Origin of the sequence: Ferrimonas kyonanensis DSM 18153 (assembly GCF_000425405.1) — a bacterium.
GTDB classification, from domain to species: Bacteria; Pseudomonadota; Gammaproteobacteria; order Enterobacterales; family Shewanellaceae; genus Ferrimonas; species Ferrimonas kyonanensis.
The window spans coordinates 1-22,081 of the sequence record NZ_AUDJ01000027.1 but is presented as its reverse complement, the minus strand read 5'-3'; the positions used below and the strand labels follow the sequence as shown (position 1 = coordinate 22,081).

Annotated in this window: 17 protein-coding genes; 11 read left to right on the top strand and 6 right to left on the bottom strand. The window is 57.6% G+C overall.

Going from position 1 to position 22,081, the window contains the following annotated elements; genetic code table 11:
• Nucleotides 1-104 precede the first annotated feature (104 nt).
• On the bottom strand, nt 105-3,443 hold the full coding sequence (locus H598_RS25530; RefSeq protein ID WP_051252644.1) for an EAL domain-containing protein: 3,339 nt from the start codon (nt 3,441-3,443) through the stop codon (nt 105-107).
• Between the two features lie 205 nt (nt 3,444-3,648).
• Nucleotides 3,649-4,044 carry an SWIM zinc finger family protein gene (locus tag H598_RS0110000; RefSeq protein WP_028112904.1) on the bottom strand — a complete coding sequence of 132 codons (396 nt, stop codon included), beginning with the start codon at nt 4,042-4,044 and terminating at the stop codon, nt 3,649-3,651.
• Between the two features lie 297 nt (nt 4,045-4,341).
• Between H598_RS0110000 and H598_RS0109995 the strand changes: the two genes are divergently transcribed.
• The 5 genes from H598_RS0109995 to H598_RS0109975 all read left to right on the top strand — a co-directional run bounded on the left by H598_RS0109995 (nt 4,342) and on the right by H598_RS0109975 (nt 10,868).
• Entirely contained in the window at nt 4,342-5,943 is a 1,602-nt protein-coding gene (locus tag H598_RS0109995) for an AAA family ATPase (RefSeq protein ID WP_028112903.1), read from the top strand.
• A gap of 1 nt (nt 5,944) precedes the next feature.
• Nucleotides 5,945-7,429: a VWA domain-containing protein gene (locus H598_RS23940; RefSeq protein ID WP_051252643.1), complete on the top strand. Its 1,485-nt coding sequence runs from the start codon at nt 5,945-5,947 to the stop codon at nt 7,427-7,429.
• Between the two features lie 342 nt (nt 7,430-7,771).
• Nucleotides 7,772-10,006: an ammonia-forming cytochrome c nitrite reductase subunit c552 gene (locus tag H598_RS0109985; protein WP_035415786.1), complete on the top strand. Its 2,235-nt coding sequence runs from the start codon at nt 7,772-7,774 to the stop codon at nt 10,004-10,006.
• A gap of 116 nt (nt 10,007-10,122) precedes the next feature.
• Nucleotides 10,123-10,509 carry a DUF3069 domain-containing protein gene (locus tag H598_RS0109980; protein ID WP_035415784.1) on the top strand — a complete coding sequence of 129 codons (387 nt, stop codon included), beginning with the start codon at nt 10,123-10,125 and terminating at the stop codon, nt 10,507-10,509.
• Between the two features lie 8 nt (nt 10,510-10,517).
• Nucleotides 10,518-10,868, top strand: a complete 351-nt coding sequence (locus H598_RS0109975; RefSeq protein ID WP_051252642.1) for a DUF2750 domain-containing protein — start codon at nt 10,518-10,520, stop codon at nt 10,866-10,868.
• Nucleotides 10,869-10,916: 48 nt separating this feature from the next.
• Here the strand turns inward: H598_RS0109975 and H598_RS0109970 are convergent, their stop codons facing one another.
• Entirely contained in the window at nt 10,917-11,897 is a 981-nt protein-coding gene (locus H598_RS0109970) for a cytochrome-c peroxidase (protein WP_028112899.1), read from the bottom strand.
• Between the two features lie 525 nt (nt 11,898-12,422).
• Here H598_RS0109970 and H598_RS0109965 point away from each other — a divergent pair.
• From H598_RS0109965 to H598_RS0109945, 5 genes are all read left to right on the top strand, one after another.
• Complete coding sequence (locus tag H598_RS0109965; RefSeq protein ID WP_245595586.1) at nt 12,423-14,324, top strand: methyl-accepting chemotaxis protein; 1,902 nt, start codon at nt 12,423-12,425, stop codon at nt 14,322-14,324.
• Between the two features lie 365 nt (nt 14,325-14,689).
• Nucleotides 14,690-16,324 (top strand): phosphoethanolamine transferase, encoded by a 1,635-nt coding sequence (locus H598_RS0109960; RefSeq protein WP_051252640.1) that lies wholly within the window; start codon nt 14,690-14,692, stop codon nt 16,322-16,324.
• Nucleotides 16,325-16,443: 119 nt separating this feature from the next.
• Nucleotides 16,444-17,055: a LysE family translocator gene (locus H598_RS0109955; protein WP_028112896.1), complete on the top strand. Its 612-nt coding sequence runs from the start codon at nt 16,444-16,446 to the stop codon at nt 17,053-17,055.
• A 266-nt stretch (nt 17,056-17,321) separates the two neighbouring features.
• Nucleotides 17,322-18,170: a lipase family protein gene (locus H598_RS0109950; RefSeq protein WP_028112895.1), complete on the top strand. Its 849-nt coding sequence runs from the start codon at nt 17,322-17,324 to the stop codon at nt 18,168-18,170.
• A 9-nt stretch (nt 18,171-18,179) separates the two neighbouring features.
• Entirely contained in the window at nt 18,180-19,466 is a 1,287-nt protein-coding gene (locus H598_RS0109945; RefSeq protein ID WP_028112894.1) for a DUF4785 domain-containing protein, read from the top strand.
• A 30-nt stretch (nt 19,467-19,496) separates the two neighbouring features.
• Here the strand turns inward: H598_RS0109945 and H598_RS0109940 are convergent, their stop codons facing one another.
• From H598_RS0109940 to H598_RS27105, 3 genes are all read right to left on the bottom strand, one after another.
• A complete protein-coding gene (locus H598_RS0109940) occupies nt 19,497-20,159 on the bottom strand; it encodes a LysE family translocator (protein WP_028112893.1) in 663 nt (220 codons plus the stop codon).
• Between the two features lie 39 nt (nt 20,160-20,198).
• The gene (locus H598_RS0109935; RefSeq protein ID WP_028112892.1) at nt 20,199-20,996 is read right to left on the bottom strand and encodes an AraC family transcriptional regulator; all 798 of its coding nucleotides are present in this window, start codon (nt 20,994-20,996) and stop codon (nt 20,199-20,201) included.
• A gap of 85 nt (nt 20,997-21,081) precedes the next feature.
• Nucleotides 21,082-21,603 (bottom strand): sugar O-acetyltransferase, encoded by a 522-nt coding sequence (locus tag H598_RS27105; RefSeq protein WP_425402357.1) that lies wholly within the window; start codon nt 21,601-21,603, stop codon nt 21,082-21,084.
• A gap of 201 nt (nt 21,604-21,804) precedes the next feature.
• On the opposite strand from H598_RS27105, the gene H598_RS0109925 reads away from it, so the two are divergent.
• On the top strand, nt 21,805-22,081 hold a 277-nt coding region (locus H598_RS0109925), incomplete at its 3' end, for an IS3 family transposase (RefSeq protein ID WP_028112890.1).

Below are 22,081 nucleotides of genomic sequence, written 5' to 3'. Positions count from 1 at the left end.
ACACTCTGCACAGTTTTGCATGCCCCGTGCTCAGGCTCGGATTTATGCCGTTGATGTGATCCCGGTGTCAACGTCGATGACTTCAAGGGCGTCATCAGTGGTGGTTAGGTCAGCCCCTGCTCCAATGTCGCATCTCGTAACTTCAACTGATTGAGTGGTTTAGGCGTAGCAATACCGAACCCTTGCGCATAATTGACCCCAATGGCCTCCAGCAACGCCAGCGTCTGTGGATCTTCAACGCACTCGGCCACCGTGGCCATGCCCATGGAGTGACCGATGTTGTGAATCGCCTCGACGAACGCCCGGTCCTGGGCATCGGTGCCGATATCACGGACAAAGTTGCCGTCGATTTTCAGGTAGTTCACCGGCAGTGCCTTAAGGTAACCAAAGGAGGACATGCCGGAGCCGAAATCATCCAGGGCAAAACTGACCCCTTTGGCCCGCAACGACTGAATGAACTCACTGGCCTTGGTCAGGTTGGCGACCGCGGCGGTTTCGGTGATCTCAAAACAGAGTTGCTGCGGTTTCACTGCTGAGCGGTTGAGGCGCTCACAGAGGAACTCGGTAAAAGCAGGATCGCTGATGGATTGTCCCGACAGGTTGATGGAACAGATGCCGACCCCCTCCAGTACTTTCGGTCGCTGTTCAAGGAAAGACAGGATCAGCTCAATCACATGGCGATCCAGGGCAGTGGCCAGGTGGAAGCGTTCAGCCGCCGGCATAAAGGCGCCGGGCGGGACGGTTTGTTGCTGTTCATTCTTGAGTCGCAGTAACACCTCAAAGTTGGTCTTGCCGTTGGAGGGGCTCGACAAGGCGATCATCGGCTGCTGATACAACAGGAACCGGTCGTTCTCCAGGGCCGATTTGAGCTGGCTGGCCCAGGACATCTCCCCCTCTCGCTGACTGGTGGTGTGATCGGTATCGGTGAACAGGTGGATGCGATTGCGGCCGCTGTCCTTGGCGATGTAGCAGGCCAGATCGGCCCGCGCCAGGGTGGCGTCATAATCGCCGTTGCTTGCGCCAGTAGGAACCACACCGATGCTGCAACCGAGCTCAAACACCTTGTCATGGGATACGAATCGAAACTCCTTGACCGTAACCCGAATGGTCTCGGCCATGGTCATCGCCTGCGCCTCGCTACAGTGGGTCAGCAGCACCCCAAATTCGTCACCACCGAGCCGAGCCAGGGTGCCGTTGTCCGGCATTTTACTCTGCAGTATGCCCGACAACTGAATCAGCAGCTTATCGCCGGCCAGGTGGCCACAGGTGTCGTTGACCAGCTTGAACTGATCCAGATCCAGGTACAGCAGATAGTGAGTGCCCTGAGTCAAGGCCCGGGTGCAGCGCCGCTCAAACTCGGCGCGATTGATGAGGCCAGTCAGGCTATCGTGACAGACCTGGTATTCCAACTCTGACGCCAGTTCCGTCAACTGGGTGACGTCATGCATCACCACCACCACCCCTTCGGTGCGGCCGGACACCTCGATGCGACTGGCACTGCATTGCAGGTAATAGACCTTATTGCCCCGGGAAAGCGAACCATGCAGCAGGCCCGGATCGCCACCACCCAGGGTTTCGGTCATCATCTGAGTCAGACTGTCCGCCAGAGGCTGGGCCCCCTGGCTGTCATTGCCTCGAGTCAGAATCTGCGCCAGAGGCTGGCCTTTGGACTCAGGGGTGGTCAACACCAAAAATCGTTCCGCGGTTCGGTTCAGGCTCTGTACCCGCCCTTCCCTATCCAGGGTGATCACGCCGTCGGCGATGGAATTGAGAGTAATCTGCGAATACTCCTTTTCCCGGTACAGCGCCTCCTGGGCCAGGCTCAGATCGTCAAAACGCTCGGCCAGGCGCTGATTGGACCGTTGTAACACCCGAATGCCCGCAAACAGGCCACAACCGACGATGAAACACGCGATGATCATCAATAGGGTTTCCCGTTGCAGCCGGGCTTCGCTGGCAGCAACGTGCAGCCGGGTTCCATGGCCAGGTACCACTAACTCCCGCCCGACGCCCCGCTCCAGGTGCAGCTCACTGCCCTGGGAGGGAAAGCCAACGGAGATGGCGTAGTTTGATGCCAGCGACGCCGGCACCACCGCCTTGACCAGCCTCGATACGTCGTACACCGCCGCAAACAACCCCTGAAACTCGTTGCCGCGATAGATGGGGTACCAGGTTTCAAATGAGTACTTCCCCTGAATGTTCTTAAACAGCCGGGTGTGGGCGGGGCTGCGGGTGTCCCGGGCGGTCACCGCCGCCTCCAGCGGGGCATCCAGGCTGATGGCCAACCCCAAAATCTGATCATTGCCCTTATGGGGCGGCACCTCCTGAATCACCAGATCGGCGCTGACCCAATTGATGTTCAGCAGCTCCGGGTGATCGGTAACAAAACGGCCACCGCGCTCAATAAACTCGTCGGTACTGAGCTGATTCTGGCGGTATTCCTGGCTGAGCAGGTACAGGTAATTCTGGTTGTCCTGAATGCGTTGGTAGATCAGCCGACGGACGTGGTCCGCCACTCGAGCCGATTGCAGCAAGGTGTTGCGTTGCTCCATTTGGTGATAGGCGATGATGCCAGCAACGCTGATGCAGATCAGTGCCGACGCCAATGCCGCCGGCGTGTGCCAGCTGGTGGCCTGACGGCGCACCATCGCCACGGCGGTCAACAGCAACCCAAACAACAGCAACAGGCTGATGGCCCAGGTTTCCAGAGTACTGGCGGAGACCTGCTCCCTTGGCTTCAGGCTGATTTGCCACTGGGTATTGGCCAGCTTCAGGGTTCGCTTGAACGCCTGCGGCTCATCAAACAAATTGCGGTCGCCAAGCACCACCGCGTTCTGATCTTTGGCCAGGGAACGGATGGCGAACTGAAACTGGCTCTCCATCGCCTTGAGGCCAATCTGCTCCGCCATCTTGTCCCAGCTCATCACCACCACCGCCAGCCCCCATAGCTGGGTTTGGGCCGCATCCAGGTAGATAGGCTGACGCATGATGAAGCCGATGCCGCCCTGGCGTAGATGGTAAGGGCCAGCCAGGGTGGCGCGATTGCTTTCCAGTGCCCGTTGAGTCTGCTCACGACGATTGGGATCATCGAGCAGGTGATGACCGATGGTCGCTTCATTGCCGCTGAGAGGATAGGTATGGCTGATCACCAGGTCACGAGCCAACTGAATGGCGGTGAGATCGCCGTTGCCGGCAAACAGCTCCTGCGCGGCCTGATCAAACTGAGCCGGCGTCAGTTGTGGGTTGTTTCGAACCACCTGACTGATGGCATCGAGCAGATAACGCTTGTTATTAAGCCGGGCTTGCAGTTGCTCGGCCATGGCGACCATTTGCTGCTGCAAGGTCGAGGGGGCAGTTTGAGCCCGGGCAGCGGAGGTCAGTGCGACCACCAGCAGTAACACCATTGCCAGCGGCACCCACAGGGCGCGAAAGCGATGAGGCATGAACTCAGATCCCCAAAATTCAAGTCAGGAGTCAGACAGACTCATTTGTTATCCGTTTGTTGTGTGCGCAACACTACTAAACATGGGGTTCCAGCTCAATTGAATTAGCGAATTACCCAAACTTAACGGGTTAATGCACAGAAGATTAACCCTCTCTGCCTTGGGCCTTACTGGCCCAAAGGGCCCGGATTTGCCTGACAATGCCCTACTTTGGGGTATTGATCCGCTTTTCCCAGGCGCTAAGTTTGCGGCTATCGGCGGCAATCTCATTGATCAGCGCCTCAATCAACTGCTCCTTTTTTAATCGCTTCAGATGTGCGACCAACCATGACGGTGCCTGTTGCTGCGCAGACAATGCCAGGGCCACGGCGACGCAATGCTTACAAAACTCACTGTGTTCCGACGCCGGACAGGAGCACTCGCCGTCGATGACTCCCTTCTCCAGGCTCAGCGTCACCGAGTAGCGCTCCCTTCCCTCAACCACACCGACCACCTGATCGCCAACGCGGGTAACCTGAGTCACCCGGCCCTCGTTAAAGTAGTTCTGACCCCGCACCGCACTGCGATGGCCGGCCAACTGCTCCAGAATCGTAAAGTCCATATTCCCTCCTCGTTCAGCTAATTAAACCAAAAATCACCCGGCAAGGCCCGCGTTTACTAAGCGCAAATCATACGGCGTGTCGACGGGCGATAACATTCCACCGGGTTGCCCTTTGGGGTCAAGGACTCAGGCGGGTTTTGCGGTTCAACCCGAACCGCACCCCCTGCCAGCAAGTTGAACCCCGCTCGGCAATTAGTGATGCGCTTCACAACAACCATGACCGAGACTAAGTTTACCCCTGGCCCGCGGGTATGATGATCCGATAACTACCATGGCGTTTAACCGGGAGTTCCCTCGATGCCAGAGCGTAAACGACAACGAATTCAATCACTCATCGATACTCTGAGTCAGGGCTTACAGGAAAGGGAACAGACGGTCGCCATCGCCCTGCTCGGCGCGCTGACCGGCCAGAACACCTTCCTGTATGGGCCTCCGGGCACCGCCAAGAGCCTGTTGGCCCGGCGCATCGCGTCGGCGTTCAATCACGACAGCTACTTCGAGTGTTTGATGAATCGCTTTTCCACTCCGGAAGAGGTGTTTGGGCCGGTGTCCATTCAGGCCCTGAAGCAGGATCAGTACCACCGCAAGACACAGGGCTACCTGCCGACGGTGGATTTTGCGTTCCTGGATGAGATTTGGAAGTCCAGCCCGGCCATCCTCAATACCCTGCTGACCCTGATTAACGAGCGCCTGTTCCGAAATGGCGATGACATTGAACCGGTGCCCCTGAAAGCCCTGATTGCCGCCTCCAACGAAGTCCCTGAGCCGGATCAGGGCCTGGACGCCTTGTACGACCGCTTCTTGATTCGACTCATGGCCCAGCCCACCCGTCAGTGGGACAACTTTGCTTCCCTGTTGCAAAGTCGACCGGTATCGGCCGAGGTAGACATCGCCCCGGAGCTCAAAATCAGCAATGGCGAATGGCTCGAGTGGCAACAGCAACTTCACCAGGTGCAGCTGTCCGACGACTGCCTGGGAGTGATCAAAATTCTCAAGCAGCAACTGCAGGAGCAAGCCGAAGCCCTGGGGCTGTATGTGTCGGATCGGCGCTGGCAACGGGCCGCCATGCTGCTCAAAGCATCGGCCTTCTTTAACGATAGAGACCACACCAACCTCAGTGATGCCCTGTTACTCAAGCACTGCCTGTGGGCTCAGGAGGAGGACCATCCCAAAGCGGTAAAACTGGTCCACGACGCCATCTTTGCCCTTGGCTGCCCGCAGGCGGCCGCCATCAGCGAGTTGTATCAGCAGATCGACGACTGGGAAACCGCGCTGCACACCCTGCTGTTCCATCAGGAGGATGTGTACGAAACCGTGGATTTCTATCCTCAACAGTATTTCTTTGGCGGCAGCGAGGAGCGGCAACGTAAGAATCAATCCAACTTCTTTTACGTCAAGGCGATGGCCACCTACCAACACGGATTGGCGCGTCGCGAACCGGTGTATCTGGATTTCTACGTCCATCAGGAACAGATGAAGTCGCCCCGGCCGTTCCACCCCATGGATACTCTGGGCAAGGCGATGGAAACCGTTCAGTGCCGATTCGATGAACACGGTGCCATGGACATTAAATACAACGACAGCGGCAATTTCGACAGCAATGCCTACGTGGTCAACCGCTTCAAACCGACGGTGAAGTTTCGTCAGGGCGAGCGCCGCGAAAAACGCGACGAGGCCGCCCTGAACCAGCTGCTGAGCGAGCTGGACAACAGCCATCAATTGCTGACCCGTACCCTGGCCGAGGTCACCGAATTTCAACAGCACTATCAGCACAACCATGTGTCGCCATTTGTTACAGAAGCGGAGACCGACGTTGTACACAGCGGTCTGTTACAACAACTGGGGGATCTGGAGCTGAACATTATGAAATGCCAACAGCTGCAGGAACTGAGTCGCTGATATGATCACCGAAGCGCTGCAACAGAGCATCGAGCACAGCTACGCCAGCATCCTGGCGGCGTCGCCGACCCTCAATGCCCAGTTGGCAGCCACGCTGGATAAACTGGAAGCCACCGCCCGGCAAACGCTGGAGGAGGAGTCCCCCTATGGCCCGTTCTATCAGCAACTGCTGCTGTCCGAACAGCAACTGGATGACAATGCCAACACCGTTGCCGCCTTGCAGCAGGACTGGCAGGCGTACCGCGACTGCCTCTCCAGCCTGAAACTGCCGGCCAACCCGGGGTTCTGGCAGGGGCAGATGCGCCGCGCCACGCAACACCCGGAATCCGCTACTTTGATCCGGCGGTTGTTGCTGCGGGATTGGCGCAAACAACTGGAGCGCAGCGAAGCCAAGTGGGAACTGGATCGACTGGCCCTGCTGCGTACGGAGATGCTGGCCCAGTTAAAGGCCTGGCTCGACACCCTGATTGAGTTAAGCCGTAATTTCGAGCGCCTCGGACTGGAACCCGGATTTCTGGTGGACTTCAGCGCCGGTCAATTGTGCCAGGATGACGTCGAGACGTTAAAACGTTGGTGCGACTACCTGGCCAACACCCCCGGGGTGCTGGACCTGTGCCATCGCATCGGCAAGCAAAGAAAACCCAGTTACTCTACCCACTACGAAACGGTCAGTGTGCGGCGCCTGCGAGAGGTTAATTGCCCCAATGCCCCCGCCAAAGAGGAGTTGGTGGGGCTTAGGTTAGACCAGCAGCTGAGCCAGACCCTGCCGTCGGAACTGGCCCTGTTGGGGGAGGAAGACACCGCATTGCTGTTTGACCTCAAATACCTGGAACGGCAACTTCAAACCTTTGAAATGCGCGGCTGGCAACCGGAACGAACCTGGGTCAATGTGGATGAACTGCGGCCAGTCTCCACCGAGGACAACCTTGGGCCCATGGTGATCTGCGTCGACAGCAGCCTGTCGATGCAAGGCCAGCCGGAAAAGGTGGCCAAGGCGCTGGCATTGTTTCTGGCCGCCACCGGTCGATCGGGTCAGCGCAAGTGCTTCCTGGTCAACTTCTCCACTGACATCGAGACCCTGAACCTGTCTGACGACCACGCCTTGCCGAAGTTGCTGGGATTCCTGACCCGCTCTTTCCACGGCGGCACCGACGTGGCACCGGCCATTGATGTGGCGCTGGAGGTGCTCAACCGGGATGACTACCGCAATGCCGATATGGTGGTGATCTCAGACTTCGTACTGGCGGAGTTACCGGCCGCCACCCTCACCGCCATGGGCGAACAACGCCGATGTGGCAACCGATTCTACTCGGTGGTGATCGGCGAACAACTGAACCAATCCCATTTTCAGACCCTGTTTGACTGCCAGTGGCAGTATTTGGCAGACCAGGGCGACATCATCGAACGGCTGCGGGATCACCGCGCCGACGCCGAACTGGATCACGACATCGCCATGGCCCTCACCACGATCCAAGGTTCCGCTTGAGCCAACCACTGGCAGCGGTTGCAATTGCCGCTGCTTGTCACCTTGATTACAACGGTTTAATCGCAGCCCTTGCCAACCGGTTCGCCACGATTCAGCACCCCTATCGAAACCGAACTTGTCCTGGCAGCTTGTGGAAGCGAGCTGAAATTTCTGTAATGATTATCTAGCTTTTCGGTTGTGTGAGTCAGGAAGTCAATCAACCAGGTCGTTAACACGGCCGTCATTGTCAGTGCACCAATCCGGCGGCCGCGCCGACAGTGACACGGAACCGGACATCAGGAGGCCGCCGGGATGACAAGGTCCTCTCCGTGGATGTCATGGATGAATGTTCAAGGGAAGGTGATGATCAGACACGTTCGGACTCTGTACCTGCTGGGGCTGCTGCTGCCATCGACGTCCTTGAGTGGCGCCGAGTTTGTCGGTTCGTCCTCGTGCCGGCAATGCCATGACACCGAATACCTGCAGTGGCTGGGGTCGGATCACGAGCAGGCCATGAACCACGCCACCGAAGACCGGGTGCTGGGGGATTTTGACGATGTCAGCATCGATTTTAAAGGAGAACAATACCGGTTTTATACCGACAAAGGCCGCTACTTTGCCCGCCTTAAAGACGCCAGCGGCACCTTCAGGGACTATCAAGTCACCCACACCTTTGGCTTTGATCCACTGCAACAATACCTGGTGGAACTGGAAGGCGGACGACGGCAGTTAATCCCCTTCGCCTGGGATAACCGAGAGCGCGGCGATGGTGGCCAGCGCTGGTATCACCTCTATCCAAACAGCGAACCCCATGATGAGTTTTACTGGACCAACCCCGGTCAGAATTGGAATTACATGTGCGCCGACTGCCACTCCACCAACCTGACTAAGGGCTATGACTTCGACACCAATCGCTACCAAAGCCGCTGGAGTGAAATCAATGTCGGCTGCGAAGCCTGCCATGGTCCCGGCAGTGATCACCTCAGTTGGGCCGCATCCGGGGCTGCCGATGTGGCGCACAAGGGGTTTGATCGGACGCTGAACAAAGCCGTACCCCATTGGCAAAGGTCGCCGAATCAGGCCACCGCCCAACCGGGTCATCAGGTAAACACCAGCCATCAGCTGGATACCTGTGCCCGCTGCCACAGTCGTCGCCTGCAACTCAGCGATGCACCACTTGCACCGGAGCAACCGCTGGGCGATCGCTACGCCCTTAACCTGATTCACCCCAACCAGTACTACCCGGATGGTCAGATCGACGACGAAGTTTACGTCTATGGGTCGTTTCTGCAGTCCAAGATGCACGACGCTGGCGTCAGTTGCAGTCAGTGCCACAACCCCCACTCGACCCGGACACTGCTGCAAGGAAATGCCCTGTGCGGCCAGTGTCACAATCCGGTTCAATTTGATACGCCGGCCCACCATCACCATGAACCGGGTAACGCCGGGGCTGACTGTGTCGACTGCCATATGCCTCAAACCACCTACATGGGCATCGATCGACGCCGGGATCACGGCTTTAAGGTGCCCAGCCCCTGGCTCAGTACCCAGATCGGTGTGCCCAACGCCTGTAACAACTGCCATCAGAACCAGTCCCCCCAGTGGGCTGCAGACCATGCCCGGGACTGGTATCCGGGGTCCGACAACAGTGACAACCACCACACGGCCCTGGCGTTTGCCGCCGCCGAGGCCGGCGACACAGCAGCGGGCAATGCCCTGTCCTACATCGCACAAGACATTCACCGCACCGACCTCATTCGAGCAGCCGCACTGCAGCGTCTGCAGCAATTTCCTGGTCGCAACGGCCTGGTCGCGCTCACGCGGGCGGTGAAAAACCACGATCCCTGGGTTCGATTGGGCGCCGTGTATGGCTCGGCGCCCTACTCGAGCCACGATCGCTGGCAGCTGATCGCACCGTTGCTGTCTGATCCGGTGTTGGTGGTCCGCATTGAAACCGCCGCCGCCCTGGCGGCGAACTGGCAGCGACTCGGCCCGAAACAGCAGCAGGCTCTGGCGGCGCCCCTGGCGGAGTATCGCGACAGCCAGCGCTTCAACGGCGATCGTGGGTTTGCTCGCACCAACCTGGCCAATCTCGCACTCTGGCAGGGACAGTGGCAACAGGCAGAAGCCCTGTACCTGGGCGCCATCAAAGTGGAGCCGCATTTTGCGCTGGCCTACGCCAACCTGGCCGATCTCTATCGCACTCAGGGAAAGGAGACCCTGGCGGCCGAAACGCTGAAACAGGGGATGGCAGCGCAACCGGATTCTGCCGCGCTTCCCTTTGCCCACGGCCTGGCGATGCTGCGTGCGGGACACTCAGCCCGGGCACTCTCTTCACTGCAGCGCGCAACCGAGCTGGAGCCCGATAACGCTCACTTTCATTACGTCTTCGGCCTGGCTCTGGCCCCGGTCAACCCCGCCGCGGCCCGTCAGGCGATGGCGGCAGCCTATGGCGCCAGTGGCAGACCGCAGCACCTGTTTGCGTTATGTGAACTGGAGGTCAAGCAGCAATCGGCGTCGGCCCGGGCCTGTTTACAGCGACTGCAAGCCGTAGCACCGCCAGAGGTGGTTGAGCAATTGAGCCAGCAATTGCCCTAGCCTTCGTCACGCTCAAAAACCGGCCTCGAGGCCGGTTTTCTTATGGTTAATAAGGGAATGCTGCTACAATTGGCGTTTTTTACCATCCGGCTTTCCCGGTACCTTAGGATATTCCCATGAGCGACACCCCAACCCTGGCCCCAGAGCTGCAGACCATTGCCGATTTCTACCAACTGGAACCAGAAGGTCATGCCGGCCTGGCGTCCATCCACGAAGCGATTGAAGCGCCTCTGAGGGAAGATTTCGAGCGCCTGCCCGCCAGTGCCCAGAATGTCATGGGCAGCTTCGAGCAGTTGCATGCCTCGGTCACCTATAACTTGCTGGGCGCCACCGCAGAAGCCCTGCGCATGACCCAGGACGCCGACATCACCGAAGAGCAGAAAGCCGGTCACCTGGAAAGTGTCTTGGGCCATGGCATCAAGCTGATGCTCAAGAATCTTAAAGCTGCGCGTCGCAACCCGGTGTTGAAACGTCAGCTCAATGCCCCATTTGCCAACTCATAGAGGCCAGCATGATTAACATGAATACCGTATCCGATACCGTAAAGCGTTTTGTGGATGCCACCTTTGAAGGCCGTGGGTTCTGGGGGCTGACGAAGGGCGAGGAGTGGGTCATCTGCGATTCTGCTCAGTTTGAGAATGCCGATGTATTGCCACTGTGGTCCAGTGAAAGTGCCGCCCGTGAACACTGCGTTGACGAGTGGGAAGAGTACGACGTGGCGATGATTCCACTGGAAGACTTTTTCGAGATTTGGCTCAATGAGCTGAATCAGGACGGTGTCCTCATCGGTTGCGACTGGCAGTTGTCACTGGATGGCGAAGAGATCGACGCCATGGAACTGGCCAAGCTGTATCAGGCCTGATCCTAATCCGTGCAGATTAAGGGCGCCGGTTGGCGCCCTTTTTGATGCTCAGTTAAACGGCGCCGGCTGCGGCGTGGCGCTGGTTGAGGGCGGCAGGATTGGCAGAGTGATCCTAGGCTGCTCTCCGGTCAGGGTTTTCAAAAAGGCGGTAATGCTGGCGGCATCCTCATCGCTGAGCTCCCGCCCCAGTTGCACGCGCTGCATGGTCACCACCGCCTGCTGCAGATCGTAGGTGGAGCCGTCATGGAAATAGGGGTACGTCAGTTCGATATTTCTCAGTGTCGGCACCTTAAATACCATCCGATCCCCTTCCCGACCGGTCACATCCATTCGACCCTGAGCCGGATTGTCGGTGACAAAGGGCTGCATCAGGCCCATCTTCTGGTACATCGTTCCGCCGGCAGCCGGTCCATTGTGACAAGCCGCACAGCCGTTGGATTTAAACAAGGCATACCCCTGTTTCTCATCCTCAGACAACGCCTGCTTGTCCCCTTGCAGCCACAGATCAAAGCGACTGTTGGGGGTCACCAGCGTCTCTTCAAATGCCGCAATGGCATCGGTGACCCGCTCCAGGTTGATGCCTGACGAACCATACACGGCTTTAAACTCTGCCTGATACTCTGGAATCGACTCCAGTACCTCCAGGGCAATGGCGTGCTCCAGCGCCATCTCCTTAGGGTTGGCGATAGGACCGGCAGCCTGCTCTTGCAGGTTTGCGGCACGTCCATCCCAGAACTGGGCCAGCATGTACTTGGCATTCAGTACCGTCGGCGCATTGATCGGCCCCTGTTGCCAGTTATGGCCGATGGAGGTCGGCAATATGTCGACCCCACCCATAGCCAGGTTGTGACAACTGTTGCAGGACAAAAAACCCGACTTAGACAACCTGGGCTCAAAAAACAACCGCTCTCCCAGTGCCACCTTTTCCGGTTGGGTGATCACGGCAGGTTCTATGATTTGAATCGGTTCGGCGGCAAAGGCACAACCGGCAATCGAGGCAGTGGCTATCGCCAGGGCTAAGGGTTTCATGGGTGTCCTCTTTAAGTAGTGGCTGGTCATTGAGTTAAATACTACTTAGGAGGGACAACAGACAAAATCACAATAATGCGATTGGGGCCATCGTCCAACTGAGGCCATACATTTGATTTAAAACAAAGAAAAATGACTAAACTTCAGGCAGTAATAACACCCTTCCTCTTTAAATCAGCGTCGGTCATCTGCCCGCTAATCGAACTGAACCCTCAATTCAGTATTACGCTGATCTAGCCCTAAATCGAAAAACAGGGATTTCCAATGGTTGTTACCCAACATAAAAATGCGAAGTTAACAAGGCTGCAGCTTTTGTGTTATATGCTGAATTTCATTCGGTTTTTACGGTGGCAACACCGACATCGACCAGGGAGTTGAGACGAGTCCGAAACGGCCCAAGGACGGCGCAGACAACAACAACTAACAACCACACAACGCGTTGAATTAGGGAACACCATGACCGCAACAACAAGTACCGGAGTGGCGGGATTCCGCCACTGGCGACTACAAGGAAAATTAGTAGCCATGTTTATGGCTATCGGGGTCATTCCGGCCCTGTTGATTACCTTGATATCGACCTTGAATACTCGACAGACCATTGAAACCGCTGTGCTTCAGCAATTAGAGTCAGTCAATACAATCAAAAAACACCAGTTAGAGCGTTTCTTTGATGCCAGAAAATCTGAAATTGAATTGATGGCAGCCAGCTTGTCCAGCATCGATGCCGCACACAGGGATCGCTACTTTAAACAATTCATCAATGCCAACCACTACTACGATCTGTTTATCATCGATGCACAAGGCCAGATCATTTACAGCGTCGCCAAAGAAGCGGATTTCAATACCAACCTAATTGATGGCCCTTACGCCGACAGTAACCTCGGTAGCTTGTATCGACGCGTCGAAACCAGTGGCCGCACCCAGCTAAGCGACTACCGCCCCTATGCCCCCAGCAACAACGAACCCGCCGCCTTTATCGCCACACCGATTGCCGATAGCCAGAGAGTGCTGGCGTTGCAGTTATCACAGGCGGGCATTGCCGCCATCATGTCGGTTCGGGAAGGCATGGGGGACAGTGGCGAAAGCTATCTGGTCGGTGAAGATAAACGAATGCGATCCGACTCCTATCTGGACCCCCAAGGGCACTCTATTAGTGCCAGTTTTGCCGGTACAATCGCGGACAATGGCGTCGACACCGAACCCGTCGCCCGCGGGCTCAGCGGTGCCACCGGCGTGATGCAGACTCAGGACTACAATGGCAATCCGGTGCTATCGGCTTACAGCCATTTGGCCATCGATCAACACTCGTGGGTGGTCATCAGTGAGTTGGACGTCGCCGAGGCCTTCGCCCCCATCAATACCACCACTTACGCCAGCCTTGGGCTTATCGCAGCGGCCACGGTAGCCATTGCCTTTGTCGGCGCCCTGTTCGCCCGCGCCCTAGCCAAGCCCGTTGTGGCCGCTGCCGCTCTGGCCCAGCAGGTAGCAGAAGGCGATCTTACTCAAACGCTAATCCACACCCGCCACGACGAACTGGGTCAATTACAGCAAGCACTGAACCAGATGGTCACCAACCTGAAACAGATGGTGGGACAATTGACCGACGTCGCCATGGCCCAGGGTACCACCGCTGATGAACTCGCCGCGGTCACCGAACAAACCAGTACCGCTGTCGCCGATCAACAGGTGCAGTCCACTCAGGCGGTCACCGCCACAACCGAGATGAATGCCACCATCAATGAAGTGGCCGCCACCACCGCCAACGCCAGTTCAGTGTGTGAAGCTGTGTTGAGCAAAGCCACCGAAGGGGCCCAGCACATCGATCAGACTTATCAATCGCTGGTGAGTCTGGCGCAGACGACCGCTGGTACCGCCGAAGAGATGGTCACTCTGCGTCGCAACTCTGACAAAATTGCCAATGTATTGAACGTCATTAAGCAAATTTCAGAACAAACCAATCTGTTGTCGCTCAATGCGGCCATCGAAGCAGCCCGTGCCGGTGAGCACGGCCGGGGCTTCGCCGTCGTTGCCGACGAGGTTCGCAAACTGGCTCAATCTACTCAGGAATCTACCGCCGAAATTGAAGGAATCATCGACGCCATCGTTAGCAGCACCACCGAGGCTGCGGATAAGATGAACGCCAATGTAGAACAGGCCCGCCAAGTTCAGGACCTGGCCCAAAATGCCAACCAAATTAATAAATTGGTATCCCAAGAAGTCAGCGGCATCTTTGACATGGTTACCCAGATCGCCGCCGCCACCGAGCAGCAAACCACCACCATCGATGAGATAGCACGCAACATCGAGACCATCAACTCCGGCATCAGTGAAACCGAAGATGCTACCCGCACCATCGCCGATTCCAGCAGTGAACTGTCTCGTATGGCCCATGATCTAAATGGTCAGGCCGGTCGGTTTACCCTGTAACCTTTCAGGCGGTCAGGACGCCAAAACGAACCAGTCACTCCTGACCGCCTGCGCTTTTAAGCTGAGTCGCTTACCCAGCTCTCCCCCTGCTTACTCGCCGTTACATCGCCCCTCACTTTCCTTACACCAATGACCAGACCTTACGCGAGCTTACCCCACTGTTGGCAGCTCGCAGAGACAATGGTGACTCTCACTCACCAGAGCACGACGCCGCCGCCTTTCCCAGGCGCCGAGCCCGTCCAGGACAGGTCCATATTGATCATGACAGTCGCCACCCGCCCCAATCGCCACCGCTTCTCAGGCACAACTTTCGACTCGGTGCCGAGTTGGGGATCGCCCTCGACTCTGCCAGGAGGGAGCGCCCAATGAACGCTCGCTGGTTTCGCTCGCCGACGTTGCACCCCTGTACCTTGGCCCTGGCGGTGTCTGCCTACATTGCCCTGGCTTTCAATCTGCCTTTTTATCTGGCGCTGGAGCGCATCTTTCAGCAACTGGAACACGTCGACTACGGCTTTGTCGCATCGATTCCCCTGTTTGTCATCGCCGTACTGAACCTGGTGCTGGCACTGTGCTGCTGGAAAGGGATCACCAAACCGTTGGTGATAATGTTGATCATCAGTTCGTCGCTGGTCAGTTACACCATGCTCACCTACGGCGTGGTGTTTGATTACGGCATGATTGAAAACCTGTTTGAAACCAATCCCGCCGAGGCCGGTTCCTACCTCAACCTCAATGTGGTGTTGTGGCTGACCATTACCGCCCTGCTGCCAACCCTGGTGGTGTGCCGAGTGCGCCTCTGCCAACGACAAACTCTGGCCGGAGAGCTGTTGCATAAAGCCGCCTCGGTAACACTGTCGGTGCTGTGCGTGTTGGCCATCGCCTTCTTCTACTACAAGGATTACTCCTCGGTAGGACGCAATAACAGCTATTTAAAGACCATGATTGTGCCGACCCATTTTATCTACAGCAGTGCCAAATACATCAACAACACCTTCCTCACCACCCCGGTGCCGTTTGAAACTCTGGGCCAGGACGCCAGCCAATCGCCGCTGGCCGCCGATGACAAACCAACGCTGATGGTCATCGTTGTCGGGGAAACCGCTCGCAGCATGAACCTGGCGTATAACGGCTACTCCAGGCCCACCACCCCGTTTACACAGGATAAAAACCTGATCTCAATGAAGCGAGTCAGCTCCTGCGGCACCGCTACCGCGGTGTCGGTACCCTGCCTGTTCTCACCCCAGACGCGCAGCGGCTTTGATGGCAAGCGGGCTCGCAATCAGTCCAACTTGATGGACATCTTCGGCTACGCCGGCATCGACAGCGTTTGGAAAGACAACGACGGTGGCAGCAAAGGCGTCGCCAAACGAATGTCTTACTTACCGGTGGACCCCAGCGCCCACCCGCAGTTTTGTGAGGGCGGCGTTTGCGTAGATGAAGTACTGCTTGAGGACTTCGACACCCAGATAGACGCGATGCAAGGCAATCGAGTGGTGGTGCTGCACCTGATCGGCAGCCACGGCCCCACCTACTACCAGCGGTACCCTCAATCCATGGCCGCTTTTACGCCGGCGTGCAACAGCAACAACATCGAGACCTGTACCGAACAGGAGTTGGTCAATGTCTACGACAACACCATTCGCTATACCGACTACGTGTTAAATCAAACCATCAAACGGCTCCAGGGAATGAGCGATCGGTACAAGACCGCACTGGTCTACCTGTCGGATCACGGCGAATCTCTCGGCGAGAACGGCCTGTACCTGCATGGATTCCCCTATGGACTGGCGCCAAAGCAGCAAACCACCGTGCCATGGCTGATGTGGTTTTCTGACGCTTTTAGCCGCGACAAGGGCATTGACCGACAGTGCCTGGTCAAAAAAGGCGAGCAGGCCGAACTGTCCCATGACAACTTTTTTCACAGCATGCTGGGAATCATGGATGTGCACACCAGCCTGTATCAACCGCAGCTGGATCTGTTCGCCGACTGTCGCCAATAGGCCATTGGGGGGCGATAACCTCGCCCCCTTGGTTACTGGCCCAGGGTTACTGGCCTTAAACCGGCGTTTAACGTACCCTTGTCCGCCTTCGATTCCACTGTGACTGTGCCGTTATTACCATGCCTGACTGGTCTACCCTGCTGATCTTCCTTCCCACCTTCTTTGCTGTCTCCATCACCCCGGGGCTGTGCATGCTGCTGGCCCTGAGTCTGGGCATGACCATCGGCCTGAAACGGACCCTGCCAATGATGGCCGGCGAGTTGCTTGGCGTCGCCATTGTGGCCACCTCCGCCCTGCTCGGAGTCTCGGCGCTGCTGCTGGCCCAACCGTCGCTGTTGTTGCTGCTGCAGGGGGTTGGTGGCGGCTACCTGATCTATCTGGGGTGGTGTGCCTGGCGCCGCAGCGGTCAACTGGACAGCGGCGATCGGGTAACCGATGTGTCACCGAGGCAGTTGTTTGTTCGCGGCCTGACCACTGCGCTGGCGAACCCTAAGGGCTGGGCCTTTATGGTATCGCTGCTGCCGCCCTTTATCGATCACCAACGCCCCTTGCTGCCTCAGTTGAGCCTGTTACTGGCGATCATTCTGCTGTGTGAGCTGGTGTGCATGACTTTGTACGCCACCGGAGGCAGTCGCCTTCGAGCACTGCTGCGCCAGGACAACGTCAAACGACTGCACCGCCTCTCCGGAACGGTGATGGTGGTACTGGGCGTATGGCTGTGGCTGTCCTGAGTGGCGTAGTTCAGTGTAAGCCATTGCCACTAACCCATAGCGACAATCTCTGAAGTCACCGAGACCCAGCGTCGTCTTGCCTCTCTGCACCCCTATCAGCGCCGGACAGAACCATCCCTGAGCGGCTTCTTAGGCGGTTGCCTTTCCCAACCCAGCTCTTCCAGGCCCCTTGATCCTGTGCCGACGCTGCCTTAGCTTCGGCAACAGGTCAGATCTGTGGCGTACTGGCTGAAACAGCAACAGATCATCTAACCGAAGAGCGTCAAATGACCTATCTCAACACCCTGGTGTGCCTGCTGGTGGCCAGTCCCGCCGTTGCCACCACCGGACTGGCTTTCGTCCATGGCACCGGCAAACAAACCAATGCACTGGATGACTACTGGACTACGGAGTTCGTTGACTCCGTTCGTCAGGGCATCGAAAATCCCGCCAACACCGTCGTCATCAATTGCGACTTCGATCAGTACATGTGGACCGAGGGCGCTGCCGGCTGTCTGGCGGCACAGCTGACCGACTTTATGGCCGAACGCAATGTCGACGATCTGATTTTGATCACCCATTCCAACGGCGGCAATGTGGTGCGATGGCTGTTGTCCAACCCCAGTTGGGATGGTCGCTACCCGGCCATCATCGACGCCACCTCGCGAGTGGTGGCATTGGCCCCCTCCAGTGCCGGAACCCCTCTGGCGGATGCCGTCACCAACGGCAATGTGTTTGAGTCCACCCTTGGCTGGCTACTGGGTTACGACAGCGATGCCGTTAAGATGCAGCAGGAAAGCTGGATGGCCAACTACAACGCCAGCTGGTTGTATGGCACCGCCGGGCGCCCCTCCTTGCCAAGTCTGTTTGAATCCGTGGTCGGCTCCGACGTGGACTCCGCCATCTGGGACAGCGACAGCTACTGCGGGGGCTATCAGTACCAGGTGGGCCTGGAAACCACCCAGAACTGGCTGGATGACTGCTCCGACGGCTTCCTGGAATGCAGCTCTCAACGCGCCGCCGGTCAGGAGTGGTTTACCGACACCGAACGAACCCGAGGCCGCGAGCCTCTCAGCCACCACCAGAGTCGCCGCGCCTGTTTTAACCTCGACAGCCTGCTTCGCAACCACCTTTAGGAGACCCCCATGATCCCCAATTCCTACCTTAGGTTAACTGCGGCCCTGCTGCTGTTGAGCGGATGTGGCGACAGCAACACTGCGGCAACTGATCCCCACAGCACCGACTCGGCCCCGACCACCGTCGTTCTGCCTACCACGGCACCGCCGCCGCAAAGCAGCGAGTTCACACCGGTCAACAGCAAGACTGAAACCGTCAGTTACATCAGCAACGCCGACGATGCCGATATTGCCGGGCCCAAAGGCCAGCAGAGTCGCAGCAGCGACGAATACTGGCACGAGGTCAGTGGCCGCCAGTTGAATCAAGGCATCGAACTGATCCTCAGCCAACCCGGTGGGTTAGTGCGTCTGGCTCCCCGGGCCGATCTGCGCAGCGGCACCCTGATCCACGGCGATGCCATCGACCCCACCACCGTGGAACTGCGGCACTCACTGCAAAAGGCCAACCAGGCCTCCCGCCAAGACAGTGAACCTCTGATTCAATCCGCCACCAATGCCATGATCATGGCCAGTGCCGGCGTCGACGACGATTCCAGTGCCCTGTTGTTGTCCAGCAAGCTAAAGCCGGGGTCGTACCGGCTTAGCGTCGGCCAGCCTCTGCTGGCGGATGCTCGCTACCTGGTGCACGTCAAGGAAAAAGGCAGTCCCCATCAGCTGGCCGTCTCGGCGCCCTCGTCTCTGCACCGCGATGACGCCGATCTGCAGCTGGCAATCGACTGGCCAGGCCAACTGACTGCCGACACCGATCTGACTGCCCTATTGGTGCTGGAAAACGGCCAACGACGCTCGGTCCCTCTCCATTCCAGCGACGGTCACTACGTTGCCCGCCTCGATCTCAATGATGAGCCCATCGTTGCCGCCGGTTTCAGTGAACTGGTGATCCACAGCCTCAGCCGCGTCGATGGCATCGACATCAAACGCAGCGTCAAAACGGCATTTAAACGGGTGGCACAAACCGCGTCGTTATCGGGCGTGGCCCGGGAACAGTGGCATCAGGGGCAACTGCAGGCGCTGGTCACCGACGTCAGCGTCGCCAAAGCCGGGCGCTATCAGTTGCGAGCGGTACTGGGGGGCCAGGATAACAGCGGCAAACTTCAGGCTGCGATGCGCAGTGACATCGCCTTGTGGTTGGAGCCGGGTCGCCATCAAGTGGCGATTCCGCTGGACCCGACTCGATTTGAGTCGCGAGCCGTGCGCCCCCCTTACGCGCTGATGGCCCTGACTCTCACCGATCAGGGGCAGATGGCCATACTCGATGCCCTTAAGGAGGCAGTGACGCTGAACCCGGCCCCTTAGGAACGACAGGCGCTGATCCGGTCATGTGGCCTAGGTCAGCGCCATCACCAGGCTTTGGATCACAATGCCCCCACCGAGCACCGTAAACAGCGCTCCGCACACCCCGTCAATTCCCAGCCGGGCCCGGTTGAGTCGTTGTTGCAATCGCTGACTGGTTAACAACCAGGCCAGGGAGGCAAACCAGCCAAAAGAGAGACTCCAGATGATCAGCAGCGCCATCATCTTGCCCTGGGTCGACATCGACACTGGCACCAGCGACGACATCAAGCTGACGAAAAATACCAGCGCCTTGGGATTAAGGATGTTGGTGGTGAACCCCTTTATCAGCGCGCGGCGGGGGCTGGTACTGGCCGACGCAACCGCGGCTGGCGTCGCTCCCAGGCTGTGACGTTGGCGCCAATGGCGAATCACGTACCTCAGGGCTCCGATACCCAACCACAATAGATAACTGCCCCCCGCCAGCTTGATGCACAGAAACCACAGCGGGTGCTGCTGAATCAGGAAACTGACCCCGGTCAAACTAAACAGCGCATGCAGCAAGATCCCCAACGACAGGCCCAGGGCAATAAAGACGCCGGTACGACGGCCATGGCGACCAGCATGTTGCACCACCAGGGCAAAATCGGGCCCCGGGCTCATTAAGGCAACAAAGTGCACCGACGCCAGCGTCAGCAACACGGTAGTTTCGTTCATGGAGTTCCTCGGTCGATCTAACGGGCGATCGTCAAGCGATCAATGACAGGTGGCGAACAGCTGAGATGGAGCCACCAAAAACTGGCGCTTAAACGCCTTGGCAAAATGGGATTGATCATAGAAGCCGACTTGCAGCGCCACCTCGGCAATGGGCAGACCCAGACGCAACAGCGCCATCCCCTGCTCCAGTCGCAACCGAGCCAGCCAGGCGTAGGGTGTCATGCCGGTCAGGGTCTTAAACTGCCGCAGCAGTTGTGAAGGACTCAATTGGCACAGGTGGCTAAGGTCTTCGAGACGAATTCGCTGGTCAAGGTGAGCCATCAAATAGTCTCGAATCTCAGACAACTGCCGTCGTCCCAACGCCACTGAAGGGGTTACGCTGCCACCGCCATGGCGTTCAAGCAGCACATTGATGGCCTCTCGCGGCAGGCAATCCTGCGCCAGTTGGGGGAGCTCTGGCTGCCTGAGCCAATGGTGACACTGGCTCAACTGCGCGTACAAACCCGGGTCGGTGATCTGCTGACAAACCAGGGTGTGCCGATTGCCACTCCGGCTCTGATTGCGTACCCACTCCGCGCCCAGGGCAAAGACCTTAACCCGGTAGCCCTGCTCCGCCTGCGGTTGACCGTCGTGGGTCTCTCCCGGCGGCATGATCACCAGTTGACCCGGACCGGCGTGATGCCAACTGCCACGGCAATAGTACCGCTGCTCCCCTTCGGTGATCAGGCCCAAATGATAATCCAGGTGAAAATGACGCTCAAAGGCAAACCGGCGGTAATGGGCGTCAATCAGGCTGACGTCCTCAATACTGGTCTTATGATAACTGACTCGGTTCACTTCGGCTCCGACACTGCTCCTCGAATGACGGTCATTACAGCACAGCATTTGATGACTGGCTTGTAAAAAAATGACACCAAGGCGCTCAACCGATGACCCGCGCCGGATTGCCACCCACCTTAGTGCCGGCGGCGACGTCTTTGGTGACCACGGCACCGGCGCCCACGATCGCCTCGGCGCCGATGGTCACTCCGGGCAGAATGATGGCACCACCGCCAATCCAGGCTTTATCCTCGATCACCACCGGGGCGGCGGTTTCCTCTCCGGCGGCGCGGGCGTCGGCATCCAGATCGTGAGCCACCGTATAAATCTGCACCTTGGGGCCGATCATCACCTTGTTGCCGATACGCACCCCACCGTGGTCCAGGATCACCGCGTCCCAGTTGATAAAACTGTGCTCACCAATCTCGATGTGACAACCGTAACAGGTGCGAAACGGTTGCTGAATGTGGGCGGTAGGGTGCATCTTGATCCCGAGTTGGACCAGGTATTCACGCCGAATCTCGGCATCCGGTTCATGATTAAATTGAAACACCAGCCGTTCCGCCTTTTTTCGAATCTTACCCAGTTGCGGATCAAACAGGTTGTAGGGCAGACCGGCTTTCATCTTCTCGAGTGACGTCATGGGAACTCCTGTAGGGCAGTACTGTTATTATTTGCTGCGCCATCTGGGGCACAGAGACCGGGATTTTACCCTAAGCGTCGCCCTCATCCATGATACACATCAGCCATTTACCCCTTTGTAGTGGTCTAATGATCCCGGACACCAAATTAGGTGGTAAAGTCACCGCCGTAAATGAGGTGTTCAATGACAAAACGACAACGACGTACATTTTCAGCTGAGTTCAAAGTGGATACAGCTTGTTTGGTTCTAGATCAGGGGTACTCAATCCCTGAAGCTGCAAGATCGCTGGACGTTGGCGAAACGGCTCTTCGACGCTGGGTTGAACAACTCAAGCTAGAACGTGGTGGCACCACGCCTACGGTCAAAGCATTAACCCCAGAACAGCGTAAAATCCAAGAGCTGGAAGCCAAGATTAATCGTCTTGAAAGAGAAAAGACGATCCTAAAAAAGGCCACAGCTC